The following is a 12,746-nucleotide window of genomic DNA, read 5'->3' on the forward strand; positions in this document are numbered from 1 at the left end:
CCCAGCAGCAGCCCGCTTTCAGAAGGCAGGGGGACGCGCCCCCTGCGGGTTCAGGGCGCCGCCGGGGCGACGGCCGCGCCTTCGATCTTGTGGCGCTGCAGGGCCTGGGCCACGAAGCCGCTGGCCTTCATCTCCTCGACGAAGCCGCGCAGATAAGCCACACCGGCCTCGCCGCGCACCCGTGGCGTGCCCATGGCCTGGTTGATGACCATGAAGCGACCGTCGAGCAGGCGCAGGCCTGGCACGCGCTTGGCATCGGCCTCCAGCTGCTGCTTGACGCCGGCGGCGACCTCGAGGTTCTGGGCGAGGAAGAAGTCGACCACGGCGGGGGAGGTCGGCGCGCGCTCCAGGGTGGCCTGTTTGATCTCGCGGGTCAGGTACAGGTCATAGGCGCTGCCCTTGCCGACGGCCACGCGGATGCCCGGGCGGTCCACCTCCTCGTTGCGCCGGATCGCGGAGCCCTGGCGCACCAGGTAGGCGCCTTCGATGACCACGTAGGCCGCGCTGTACAGCACGTCCTGGCCGCGCAGGGGATCGATGGCCACGAAGGCGATGTCGACCTTGTTGGCCTTGAGCGCGTCCACGACCGCACCGGCGGAAGTGAAGGTGACCAGTTCCAGCTTCACGTCCAGGCGCTTGGCCAGTTCACGCGCCAGATCGACGGAGACCCCTGCGGGCTGGCCGGCGGCGTCCTTGCTGGCCAGGATGGGGTTGCCGAAGTTGATGGCAGCACGAAGGGTGCCCTGGGGGGCCAGCGCCTCGCGGGCGGCTGGGGGGATGGTGGAACAGGCGGTCATGAACACGGATGAAATGAGAAAAAGCGCCAGGGCCAGGCCGCGGCGCAGGGGCGGGAACGGCAGGGGCATCAGAAGTCCACCTTCTCACCGGGATTGACCGCCAGCATCTTGCTGGCCTCGTTGCCCAGTGCCGCAGAGAACTCGGCCGTGGTGCCCTTGAGCTGCGGGATGGTGCCGTAGTGGATGGGCAGGGCGTACTTGGGCTTGAGGTAGTTCTTCACCGCATAGGCGGCATCCACCGGGCTCATGACGAAGTGGCCGCCGATGGGGATGAGCAGCAGGTCGGGCTTGTAGTACTCGCCGATGAACTTCATGTCGCCGAACAGGCCGGTGTCGCCCATGTGGTAGATCTTGAAACCGTTTTCCATCTCGATGATGAAACCCACCGGCTCGCCGCCGACCTGCACTTCTTCCTTGGTGGTGGCGGGGTTCTTCCAGGCGTACTCGGAGGAGTGTTCGGCGTGGGTGGCGGTGATCTTCACGCCGTTGGGACCGAAGGGCATGATGGTGCCGCCCTTGCCGAAGCGCGGGGACAGTTCCGCGGGCAGCACGCCCAGGGTGGTCAGGGTCTGGTTCAGGCCGGCCGGGCCGTACATCGGAACCTTGTGCATCTTGGCCAGATCCGGGGCATCGGCCACGTGGTCGAAATGGCCGTGTGTGACCAGCACCAGGTCGACCTTGCCCAGGGCTTCCAGGTTCTTGAAGCTGGCCGGGGTCTTGGGGTTGGTGCGCAGCCAGGGATCGACCACGATGACTTTGCCGCCGGGCGTGGTGATGCGCACGCTGGCCTGGCCCAGCCACAGCACCTCGGTCTTGCCGCTCTGGGCACTCGCGCTGATGGCGCCCAACAGGACGCTGGTGGCGAGGGCGGCTTTCAGTAATTGCTTGAACAAGGGCTGCATGGAGGATCTCCTGGTCTGTGGTCGTTGGGGAAGGGGACTTGCTGCACCGATTGAATACAGGCGACGGGCCGGCGTCAAGCGAGCAAACCCCGCGAGTTTTATCCGGGCCATGAAAAAACGCGGCCCAGGCCGCGTTTTTCCGGGATGCTGCCAGGGTTTATTCGATCTTGGCCTTGGCCTTGAGCTCGTCCTGGAACTTCACCAGCTTCTGCTGGCCCAGTTGCTGGGCGATCTGCGGCTTGATGTCCTCGAGCTTGGGCAGCTGGGCTTCGCGCACGTCGTCCAGGCGGATCACGTGGTAGCCGAACTGGGTCTTGACCGGGGTTTCGGTGATCTTGCCCTTGGGCAGAGCGACCATGGCGTCGGAGAATTCCTTGACGTAGTTGCCGGCTGCCGCCCAGTCCAGGTCGCCGCCGTTGGCGCCGGAGCCCGGGTCCTTGGACTGCTTCTTGGCGATGGCATCGAACTTGGCGCCCTTCTTGAGCTGGGCGATGATGGCCTTGGCTTCGGCTTCCTTCTCGACCAGGATATGGCGGGCACGGTATTCCTTGCCGGCATTGGCGGCGACGAACTTGTCGTACTCGGCCTGGATCTCGGCGTCGGTGATCGGGTTGTTCTTCTGGAAGGTGGTCACCAGGTCACGGATCAGCAGGGAGTCGCGCGTGAACTCCATCTGCGCCTTGAACTCGGGGCTGGCGTCCAGGCCCTGCTTCTGTGCTTCCTGCACCAGCAGTTCGCGGTCGACCACGGCCTTCTTGAGCTCGTCCATCATCTCGGGCGTGATCTGGCGGCCCGAGCGGGCGAACTGCTGGGCCAGCGCATCGACGCGTGCCAGCGGGACGGGCTTGCCATTGACGATGGCCAGGTTTTGGGCCTGGGCCGGAGCAGCCAGGGCGCCCATCAGCGTGGCCAGGGCCAGGGCCGGGAGTATCAGCTTGTTCATCATGAATCCTAGGAAATCGACGGAGAGGTCAGGGGAGGGGAAAACAGGCCCGGGTGCGTTCAGAGCGTTTCGATGGCGATCGCATGCACGCCTTGGGCGATGAAATCTTGCAGCGCATCATACACAAGGCGGTGCCGCGCGACGCGCGGGATATCTGTAAAAAAGGGTGAAGCAATGCGCACCCGGAAATGGGTGCCGTAGGGCGTGCCGTTGGAGCCGGTGTGGCCCGCGTGCGCCGCGCTTTCGTCGATGACGTCGAGCACGCTGGGCTGCAGCTTCTGCTGCAGGCGTTCGGCCATGCGGCCGGCCAGTCCGGACAGGTCCTGTGTCACTGGAGTACCTCCGTGCTGCGTACAGCGGTGCGAGCTTGCTTGAGGCGGTTCTGCGCGGCGCTCATGGCGCTCAGGCCTGGTCGGTCTTCAGGTAGCGCGCGATGTACAGGCCCTGGCCGACGATGAAGATCAGGGGGAAGGCATAACCCCAGAGCTTGAAGTTGACCCAGGCCTCGGTGCTGTAGAAGGCCGCCACATAGCCATTGAGCGCGGCCATGAAGGCGCAGTAGACGATCCAGGCCACGTTCAGGCGCATCCACACGGCATCGGGCAGTTCCAGCTGGCTGCCCAGCAGCAGCTTGAGGTAGTTCTTTTTCATGGCCCACAGCGCGACGGCCAGCGCCACGGCCATGGCGGCGTAGAGCACGGTGGGCTTCCACTTGATGAAGCGGTCGTCGTGCAGGGCCAGAGTCAGCGTGCCGAAGACCAGGATCAGCGCCAGGGTGATCTTCTGCATGGTCTGCAGCTTGCGGTCGATGGCGTACATCAGGCCGGTCTGCAGCACGGTGGCGGCCATCAGCACCGCGGTGGCGACGTAGATGTCGTAAAACTTGTAGGCGCCGAAGAACAGCAGGATGGGGAAGAAGTCGATCAGGATTTTCATGGGGTAAAGACTCGTCTGCCCGCATTATCGGGGCAGGGAAGGCCGCTCAGGGCTTGTGTTCCAGCGCCGCCGAGTTCATGCAATAGCGCAGCCCGGTGGGCGCGGGACCGTCCTCGAAGACGTGGCCCAGGTGGGCGCCGCACTGGGCGCAGACAGTTTCCACGCGCACCATGCCGTGGCTGATGTCGCGGCGCTCTTCGATGGCGTGCGGTTCGGCGGGTTCGGAAAAGCTGGGCCAGCCGCAACCGGCGTCAAACTTGCTGTCGGACTCGAACAGGCGCGCGCCGCAACAGACACAGCTGTAGTGCCCGGGTTTCCAGAAGTCGGCGTACTTACCTGTGAACGGACGTTCGGTGGCCGCGTGGCGCGTGACCTGGTAGGCGACGGGTTCGGCGTGTTTTGCGGCCAGCAGGGCTTTCCACTCTTCGGCGGTCTTCTGGATGGCGTAGCTCATGATGAACAGCTGATCTCTATGGAATTGGCCCAGTCGGGCGGGAAACCGGCCTCGGCCTCATGGCCGGGGTGCTCGTCGTATGGAGTCTCCAGCAAGGCCAGAAGTTTCGCAACGCCGGAAAAATCCTTCTCGCGCGCCTGGCGGATGGCGAGTTCGCCCAGGTGGTTGCGCAGGATGAATTTGGGATTGACCCTGAGCATGGCGGCGGCGGGCTTGCCTTCTTCCCGGGCCAGGCGGGCATCGTAGCCGCGCAACCAGTCGTCCAGGGCCGTGCGGTCCAGGAACAGGTCGCGCACCGGGGTGGCCTGGGCATCGCCCGCGTACTGGCTGAGCCGGCGCCAGAAGATGGTGTGGTCCACACGCTCCTGGGCCAGCAGCTTGAGGATGCCCTCGACCAGGGCCCGGTCCCCGGGCCGTGAGGTGTGCAGACCGAGCTTGGCGCGCAGGCGCGCTTCGAGTTCGGCCGGGAACACGGTTTTGTAGGACGCCAGCGCGGCCAGCGCCAGTTCCTGCTCGCCGATCAGCGGCAGCAGGGCCTGACCCAGGCAGTAGAGGTTCCAGTAGGCGATGTTGGGCTGGCGGCCATAGGCGTAGCGGCCCTGGGTGTCGGAGTGGTTGCAGATGTGCGCCGGGTCGTAGCCGTCCAGGAACTGGAAGGGGCCGTAGTCCAGCGTCAGGCCCAGGATGCTCATGTTGTCGGTGTTCATGACCCCATGGCAGAAACCCACGGCCTGCCACTGCGCCAGCAGCGCGGCGGTGCGTTCGCTGACGGCGTCGAGCAGGGCGGCGTAGGCATTACCAGCGAACTTCTCCGTGCCGCGGCAGGCCGGGTAGTAGTGGTCGATGACAAAGTCGGCCAGCCGGCGCAGCTCTTCGGGCTGGTCGTTGGCTGCAAAGTGCTCGAAGTGGCCGAAGCGGATGAAACTGGGTGCCACGCGGGTGACCACGGCGGCGGTTTCGATTTCTTCCCGACGCACAGGCGCGTCCGAGCCGGTCACGCACAGGGCACGTGTGGTCGGAATCCCCAGGCCCTGCATGGCCTCGCTGCACAAAAACTCCCGGATGCTGGAACGCAGCACGGCCCGGCCATCGCCCATGCGCGAATAGGGCGTGCGCCCGGCGCCCTTGAGCTGGAGCTCCAGGCCGGTATCGGTCTCACCCAGCAGCAGGGCACGCCCGTCGCCCAGCTGGCCGGCCCAGACGCCAAACTGGTGGCCGCTGTAGACCGTGGCGACGCTTTGGCTGCCCGCCAGGGGGCGGTTGCCGCTGAGCGCCTGCAGCAGGTCCCCGGATTCGGTCCAGCCTTCGGGGAGGCCAAGGTCCCGGCCTACGGCGCGGCTCTGGCCGACCCAGTAGGGCGCAGGCAGGGGCTGCGGGGGCAGGGCGGTGTGGAAGGCTGGGCCGAGGGCGGCGTAGCGGTTGACCCAGCCCAGGCCGGACTCGACGGCGGCCTCTGCATCCACGGGAACTTCGCTTGCGACATACATCCGTGCATTGTCACGCAGCGGACTATCTCCGGTCCTGATCAGGGACTTACCCTGTGTGGACAGCCCGTTTGCTTGCGCCATACTGGTAAAGAGAGAGCACAGAACACAAAAGGAGACCTGTCCATGCTCGGATTGATGCAAAACCAGCCGCTGCTGATTTCTTCCCTGATCGACTTTGCCGAACGTCATCATGGTGACGGCGAGATCGTTTCGCGCCGGGTTGAAGGCGACCTCCACCGCTACCAATGGCGTGACGTGGCGCTGCGTTCGCGTCGGGTGGCCAATGCGTTGGATGCTCTGAAACTGAAGTTCAGCGACCGCGTGGCCACGTTGGCCTGGAACGGTTATCGCCATCTGGAACTCTATTTCGGCGTGAGCGGTTCGGGCCGTGTGCTGCACACCTTGAACCCGCGCCTGCACCCCGAGCAGATCGCCTGGATCGCCAACCACGCCGAAGACCAGGTGCTGTGCTTCGACCTGTCCTTCCTGCCCATCATCCAGGCCGTGCACGCCAAGTGCACCACGGTGAAGCACTGGATCGCCCTGTGTGACGCCGACAAATTGCCCAAGGACAGCGGCATTCCCGGCCTGCAAAGCTACGAGGCCTGGATCGGTGCCCAGAGTGACACATACCGCTGGCCCGAGTTCGACGAGAACTCGGCCTCCAGCATGTGCTACACCAGCGGCACCACGGGCAACCCCAAGGCCGCGCTGTACAGCCACCGCTCCACCATCCTGCACGCCTATGCCGCGGCGCTGCCCGATGTGATGTGCCTCAGCGCACGCGACTCGGTGCTGCCGGTGGTGCCCATGTTCCACGTCAATGCCTGGGGCATTCCCTATTCCGCCGCGCTGACCGGTGCCAAGCTGGTGTTTCCGGGGCCAGCGCTGGACGGAAAATCGATATACGAACTGATCGAGGCCGAGCGTGTGAGCTACGCGGCCGGCGTGCCCACCATCTGGCAGATGCTGCTGGGCCACATGAAACCCGGCGGCCTGAAGTTCTCCACGCTCAAGCGCACCGTCATCGGCGGCTCGGCCTGCCCGCCGGCCATGATCACGGCCTTCCGCGAAGAATACGGCGTGGAAGTGCTGCACGCCTGGGGCATGACCGAGATGTCGCCGTTGGGCACGCTGTGCACGCTCAAGAACAAGCACCTGACGATGCCCGAGTCCGAGCAGATGAAGATCCGCCTCAAGCAGGGGCGCGCCATCTACGGCATGGACATGAAGATCGTGGGGGGCGACGGCCAGGATCTGCCCTGGGACGGCAAGGCCTACGGCGACCTGCTGGTGCGCGGGCCCTGGATCCTGCGCGAGTACTTCAAGGGCGAGGGCGGCAACCCGCTGGTCCAGGACGGCTGGTTCCCCACCGGTGACGTCGCCACCATCGACCCCGATGGTTATATGCAGATCACCGACCGCAGCAAGGACGTGATCAAGTCCGGCGGTGAATGGATCAGCTCGATCGAGGTGGAAAACATCGCCGTGGCCCACCCGGCTGTGGCCATGGCGGCCTGCATCGGCATGAAACACCCGAAATGGGATGAGCGGCCTGTGGTCGTGGTCGTGAAGAAAGCCGGTGCGGAAGTCAGCAAGGAAGAGTTGCTCCAGTTCTACGAAGGCAAGACGGCCAAGTGGCAGATCCCGGACGACGTGATCTTTGTCGATGCCATCCCCCTGGGCGCCACCGGCAAGATGCTCAAGACGCGGCTGCGCGAGACGCTCAAGGACTACAGGCTGCCCGGGACCTGAGCGCCCGCCAGCATGCTGAATGAGCTGCCTGGGTACGATGCTCCGGCCGACTTGGTGCCGGAGTCGCAAAGGCGATAGTTCTAGGGCAATCCCTAGCGCTGCACCCTAGGAATTTGGTTACGCTGCAATGGTTTTGTCAACGAGGAGATTTCAAATGAAGTTCACCACGAAACTTGTGACCGCCGCCGCCATGCTGGCTTTTGCCGGTGCGGCCCTGGCCCAGAAGGGCGAAACCGTGAAGATCGCCTGGATCGATCCGCTGTCCGGCCTGATGGCCCCGGTGGGCAACAACCAGGTGCGCAGCTTCCAGTTCTTCGGCGAGAAGTTCAGCGGCGCGGGCAACCCGGCCGGCGTGAAGTTCGAGATCATCGCCCTCGACAACAAGCTCAGCCCGGCGGAAAGCCTGAACCAGCTCAAGGCCGCCATCGACCAGGGCGTGCGCTACATCACCCAGGGCAACGGCTCTTCGGTGGCCGGCGCGCTGATCGACGCCGTGGCCAAGCACAACGAGCGCAACCCCGGCAAGGAAATCATCTACCTGAACCACTCGGCCGTGGACCCCGACTTCACCAACAGTAAGTGCAGCTACTGGCACTTCCGCTTCGACGCTGACACCTCCATGAAGATGGAAGCCATCACCACCTTCATGAAGGACCAGAAAGACATCAAGAGCGTCTACCTGCTCAACCAGAACTACTCGCACGGCCACCAGGTCGCCAAGTTCGCCAAGGAGCTGATCGCGCTCAAGCGCCCCGATGTGAAGATCGTCGGCGAAGACCTGCATCCGCTGGCCCAGGTGCGCGACTTCGCGCCCTACATCGCCAAGATCAAGGCTTCTGGCGCCGACACCGTGATCACCGGCAACTGGGGTTCCGACCTGGCCCTGCTGGTCAAGGCGGCCAACGAAGGCGGCTACAACGGCAAGTTCTACACCTACTACACCGGCGTGAGCGGTACGCCGACCGCCCTGGGCCAGACCAGTGCCGGCCGCGTCTTCCAGGTGTCCTACAACCACTACAACATGGGTGGTGACATGGGCAAGTGGCAGGCCGAATACAAGGCCAAATTCAAGGACGACTTCTACACCGGCTCGGTCATCCACATCTACAAGGCGCTGGGTGAAGCCATGGCCAAGGCCAAGTCAACCGACCCCGTCAAGGTGGCGGCCGCCCTGGAAGGCCTGAAGTTCAAGAGCTACAACGGCGATGTCGAAATGCGCAAGACCGACCACCAGATGCAGCAGCCGCTGTTCCTGACGGTATGGCAGAAGGCGGACAAGAAGTTCCCGTACAGCCCGGAGAACACCGGCATGACCCTGGCCCTGGTGAAGGAATTCCCGTCCTACGTGTCCAGCACCCCCACCAGCTGCCAGATGAAGCGTCCCTGAGTTTTCCTGACTGCAGCCAGGCATGGGGCCCGATTGTTCTGAAAAGGTCGGGCCCTTTTCATGTCTGACAGGAATGTGTACGTATTGAGGTCTGCCCGGCAGACACGGAAGGTTGTTTCCTGATGGAGTTCTTCATCATCTCCATGCTCAACGGCTTGAGCTATGGGCTCTTGCTGTTCATGCTCAGCTCCGGGCTGACGCTGATCTTCAGCATGATGGGCGTGCTCAATTTCGCCCATGCCAGCTTCTACATGCTGGGGGCCTACATTGGCTACAGTGTGGCCTCTCTGGTCGGCTTCTGGCCCGGACTGATCATGGCCCCGCTGGTGGTGGGTCTGCTGGGCGCGGTGTTCGAGCGCCTCGCCTTGCGCAAGGTGCACAAATACGGCCACGTGCCGGAACTGCTGATCACCTTCGGCCTGTCCTACATCATCCTCGAGCTGGTGCAGCTGGTCTGGGGCCGCACGGCGGTGGAATTCCGCCCGCCCGAGCTGTTGCAGGGCCCGATGTTCACGCTGGTCAACCATGCTGCCGAGGGCATCAGCCTGGTCTGGGGCGTGGCGCCGGCCGAGCTTTGTGCGGCCGCGGCCTGCTCGCCTTTCCCGGCCACGCGCGGTTTCATGATGCTGGTGGCGCTGTTCATGCTGGTGTCCCTGTGGCTCATGCTCACCCGCACCCGCATCGGCCTGGTGATCCAGGCCGCGCTGACACACCCCGAGATGGTTGAATCCCTGGGGCATAACGTGCCCCGCGTTTTCATGCTGGTGTTCGGCGCCGGCGCTGCGCTGGCCGGCCTGGGCGGTGTGATCGGCGGCAGCACCTTCGTCACCGAGCCGGCCATGGCCGGTACCGTGGGCTCCGTCATCTTCGTGGTGGTGGTGGTGGGCGGGCTGGGTTCGCTCTCTGGCGCCTTTCTGGCCTCGGTGCTGATCGGCGTGATCCAGACCTTTGCCGTGGCCTTTGACTATTCCTTCATCACGCTGGCGCAGCAGCTGGGCCTGGAGCTCAGCGCGGCAGCTCGCAACAACTCGGTGCTCAAGCTCACGCTCTCGCAGGTCGCACCCATCCTGCCCTATCTCTTCCTGGTCCTGATCCTGATCTTCCGGCCCAAGGGCCTGCTCGGTACACGGGACGAATGAATATGAAACACCCCCGAAGCGCCTTCGGCGCCTCCCCCTCAAGGGGGCGCAACCAGCGGCCCGGCAAAGCCGGTTCCGCGGTAGCCCTCGGTTTGCATCGTGGTATGCATCCTTCTTTGCTGAAACGTAGTGCCATGGGAATCGCGCAGTGAAGCAGTATTACGAATTCAAGCCCTACAACGTTGGTCGCTGGATCATCTGGGGTCTCTTTGCCCTCTTGCTGCTCTTTGTGCCCAAGCTGTTTACCAGCAGCCTGTCGGTGACCATGCTCTCGCAGATGGGCATCGCCATCATCGCCTGCCTGTCCTACAACATGCTGCTGGGGCAGGGCGGCATGCTCAGCTTCGGCCACGCCGTCTACTCGGGCCTGGGCTCCTACATGGCCATCCATGCCTTGAACATGGTCAGCAAGGGAACCCTGCCCATTCCCGTGAGCCTGCTGCCCATCATCGGCGGCTTCGCCGGCCTGGGTTTTGCCCTGCTTTTTGGCTACGTGACGACACGCAAGTCCGGCACACCCTTTGCCATGATCACGCTGGGCCTGGCCGAACTGGTGTTCGCCATGTCACTGATGTTCTCCGAATTCTTCGGCGGCGAGGCCGGTGTCTCGGGCAACCGGGTCGTGGGCCAGCCCTTCTTCGGCATCAGCTTCGGGCCCGGCACCCAGGTCTATTACCTGATCGCGGTCTACACCTTCGTCTGTGTGGCCCTCATGTTCGCCTTCACGCGCACACCGCTGGGCCGCATCCTGAACGCCGTGCGTGACAACCCGGAGCGGGTGGAGTTCATCGGCTACAGCACGCAGCGCGTGCGTTACCTGGCCTTCATCATCTCGGGCTTCTTCGCCGGCATCGCGGGTGGCCTGGGGGTCATCCTGTTCGAGATCGTCACGGCCGAAGTGGTGAGCGGCATCCGCTCCGGCGCCTACCTGCTCTTCACCTTCCTGGGCGGCGCCACCTTTTTCTTCGGCCCCATCATCGGTGGCGTGCTGATGGTGCTGGCCTCGGTGCTGCTGTCGGAGATCACCAAGGCCTGGCTGCTGTACCTGGGCCTGATCTTCGTGTTCATGGTGATGTACGCCCCTGGCGGCATCGCCAGCCTGATCATGATGAACCTGCGTGTGGCCAGTTTCGGTTTCCTGCGCAAGCTCTGGGTCAGTTACCTGGGCCTGGCCATTTCGGCCCTGGTGCTGCTGGTGGGGGCGGCGGTGCTGATCGAGATGGTCTACCACCTGCAGCTCAATCTTTCCATGGGGCCGGAGTTGCGTTTCATCGGCCTTCCGCTCAACGCGCACAGCCCGGACCACTGGTTTGGGGGCGCCTTCGTGATGCTCACGGGCCTGGGCCTGTTCGAGCTGTGCCGCCGCCACTATGTGCATGAATGGGGCTTGGTCCAGGAAGACATCGAAAAAGAAATCAAGCGGAGGGAAGCGCTATGAGCGGGGCCACGAACATGACCCAACCTGCACTGGAGCTCAAGGCGCTGCGCAAGAGTTTCGGCAAGACGGAGATCATCCGTGGCGTCGATCTGGTCGTGCAGCCCGGTGAACGTGTGGCAGTGATCGGCCCCAACGGCGCCGGCAAGTCCACGCTGTTCAACCTGATCAGCGGGCGTTTCGGCCCCACCAGTGGCGAAGTGCTGCTGCACGGCAAGCGTATCGACGGCATGCGGCCCTACGAGATCAACCGCATGGGCCTGGCGCGCAGCTTCCAGATCACCAACATCTTCCCCAAACTCAGCGTGTTCGAGAACCTGCGCTGTGCCGTGCTCTGGAGCCTGGGTTACCGCTACACCTTCTTCAAATTCCTGGCCGATCTGGAAGACGCCAACGACCGTACCGAGGGACTGCTGGAGATGATCCGCCTGGACAAGAAGCGCGACATCCTGGCCGTGAACCTGACCTATGCCGAGCAGCGTGCCCTGGAGATCGGCGTGACCATCGCCGGCGGCGCCAGCGTGATCCTGCTGGACGAACCGACGGCCGGCATGAGCAAGAGCGAGACCACGCGGTTCATCAAGCTGATCCGCGAAGTGACGGAGGGCAAGACCCTGCTGACCGTGGAGCACGACATGGGCGTGGTCTTCGGTCTGGCCGACAAGATTGCCGTGGTGGTCTACGGCGAGCTGCTGGCCTTTGACACGCCGGAAGCGGTACGCGCGAACGCCCGCGTGCAGGAAGCCTATCTGGGCTCCACCGTGGCCGACTCGCAGGCGGGAGGCCATTGACATGTCTGCATTGCTGAAAGTTGAGAGCCTGCACGCCTTTTATGGCAAGAGCCATGTGCTGCACGGCGTGCATTTCGAGGTGCAGCCCGGCGAGATCGTGGCCCTGCTGGGTCGCAACGGCTCCGGGCGCTCCACCACGGCCAAGGCCGTCATGGGCCTGGTGGACTGCGCCGGCAGCGTGCAGTGGAAGGGCCAGGAGATCCAGGGCAAGAAGGCCTTCGAGATCGCCCACCTGGGCTTGGGCTACGTGCCCGAGAACCGCGACATCTTCCCCGACCTGACCGTGCACCAGAACCTGATGCTGGGTGAGAAAGGCAAGGGGCGCAAGAGCCGCTGGACCTTCGATGACATGTACGCCATGTTCCCGCGCCTCAAGGAGCGCCAGCACACCGAAGCCGGCGTGCTGTCAGGCGGCGAGCAGCAGATGCTCACCCTGTGCCGCACCCTCATGGGCGACCCGGACCTCATCATCATCGACGAGCCGACCGAAGGCCTGGCGCCCAAGATCGTGGAACTGGTGGGCCAATACCTGAAGACGCTCAAGGACCGCGGCATCTCGGTGCTGTTGATCGAGCAGAAGCTGACCATCGCCATGGCCATTTCCGACCGCGCCCTGGTCATGGGGCACGGCAGCATCGTCTTCGAGGGCACCCCCGAAGCGCTGCGCAACGACAGCTATACCCGCAAGGAGTGGCTGGAGGTCTGAAACTTGTGAATAAA

At 64.1% G+C, this 12,746-nt stretch carries 13 protein-coding genes; 6 read left to right on the forward strand and 7 right to left on the reverse strand.

Annotated features, from left to right (window positions below):
• Window positions 1-50: 50 nt before the first annotated feature.
• The 7 genes from AC1RRP_RS17570 to AC1RRP_RS17600 form a co-directional block, all read right to left on the reverse strand.
• On the reverse strand, window positions 51-797 hold the full coding sequence (locus AC1RRP_RS17570; RefSeq protein ID WP_493038594.1) for an ABC transporter substrate-binding protein: 747 nt from the start codon (window positions 795-797) through the stop codon (window positions 51-53).
• A 68-nt stretch (window positions 798-865) separates the two neighbouring features.
• Complete coding sequence (locus AC1RRP_RS17575) at window positions 866-1,699, reverse strand: metal-dependent hydrolase (protein ID WP_493038454.1); 834 nt, start codon at window positions 1,697-1,699, stop codon at window positions 866-868.
• Window positions 1,700-1,856: 157 nt separating this feature from the next.
• Window positions 1,857-2,642 (reverse strand): foldase protein PrsA, encoded by a 786-nt coding sequence (locus tag AC1RRP_RS17580; protein ID WP_493038456.1) that lies wholly within the window; start codon window positions 2,640-2,642, stop codon window positions 1,857-1,859.
• A 59-nt stretch (window positions 2,643-2,701) separates the two neighbouring features.
• Window positions 2,702-2,941: a BolA family protein gene (locus tag AC1RRP_RS17585; RefSeq protein WP_493038458.1), complete on the reverse strand. Its 240-nt coding sequence runs from the start codon at window positions 2,939-2,941 to the stop codon at window positions 2,702-2,704.
• 103 nt (window positions 2,942-3,044) lie between these two features.
• Window positions 3,045-3,578, reverse strand: coding sequence for a septation protein A (locus tag AC1RRP_RS17590; protein ID WP_493038460.1), 534 nt, complete (start codon window positions 3,576-3,578; stop codon window positions 3,045-3,047).
• A 46-nt stretch (window positions 3,579-3,624) separates the two neighbouring features.
• Window positions 3,625-4,032 carry a peptide-methionine (R)-S-oxide reductase MsrB gene (msrB, locus tag AC1RRP_RS17595; RefSeq protein WP_493038462.1) on the reverse strand — a complete coding sequence of 136 codons (408 nt, stop codon included), beginning with the start codon at window positions 4,030-4,032 and terminating at the stop codon, window positions 3,625-3,627.
• On the reverse strand, window positions 4,029-5,519 hold the full coding sequence (locus AC1RRP_RS17600; protein ID WP_493038464.1) for a protein adenylyltransferase SelO: 1,491 nt from the start codon (window positions 5,517-5,519) through the stop codon (window positions 4,029-4,031). The genes msrB and AC1RRP_RS17600 overlap by 4 nt, the downstream gene beginning before the upstream one ends.
• A gap of 123 nt (window positions 5,520-5,642) precedes the next feature.
• Here AC1RRP_RS17600 and AC1RRP_RS17605 point away from each other — a divergent pair, with 123 nt between their 5' ends.
• From AC1RRP_RS17605 to AC1RRP_RS17630, 6 genes are all read left to right on the forward strand, one after another.
• Window positions 5,643-7,274, forward strand: coding sequence for a 3-(methylthio)propionyl-CoA ligase (locus AC1RRP_RS17605; RefSeq protein ID WP_493038466.1), 1,632 nt, complete (start codon window positions 5,643-5,645; stop codon window positions 7,272-7,274).
• A gap of 154 nt (window positions 7,275-7,428) precedes the next feature.
• Complete coding sequence (locus AC1RRP_RS17610; RefSeq protein WP_493038468.1) at window positions 7,429-8,661, forward strand: branched-chain amino acid ABC transporter substrate-binding protein; 1,233 nt, start codon at window positions 7,429-7,431, stop codon at window positions 8,659-8,661.
• 122 nt (window positions 8,662-8,783) lie between these two features.
• Entirely contained in the window at window positions 8,784-9,800 is a 1,017-nt protein-coding gene (locus tag AC1RRP_RS17615; protein ID WP_493038470.1) for a branched-chain amino acid ABC transporter permease, read from the forward strand.
• 148 nt (window positions 9,801-9,948) lie between these two features.
• Entirely contained in the window at window positions 9,949-11,238 is a 1,290-nt protein-coding gene (locus AC1RRP_RS17620; RefSeq protein WP_493038472.1) for a branched-chain amino acid ABC transporter permease, read from the forward strand.
• 14 nt (window positions 11,239-11,252) lie between these two features.
• On the forward strand, window positions 11,253-12,026 hold the full coding sequence (locus AC1RRP_RS17625) for an ABC transporter ATP-binding protein (protein WP_493038474.1): 774 nt from the start codon (window positions 11,253-11,255) through the stop codon (window positions 12,024-12,026).
• Window positions 12,027-12,036: 10 nt separating this feature from the next.
• Window positions 12,037-12,732, forward strand: coding sequence for an ABC transporter ATP-binding protein (locus tag AC1RRP_RS17630; RefSeq protein ID WP_493038596.1), 696 nt, complete (start codon window positions 12,037-12,039; stop codon window positions 12,730-12,732).
• Window positions 12,733-12,746: the final 14 nt, after the last annotated feature.

This window comes from Hylemonella sp. GW821-FHT12C09, assembly GCF_058807395.1.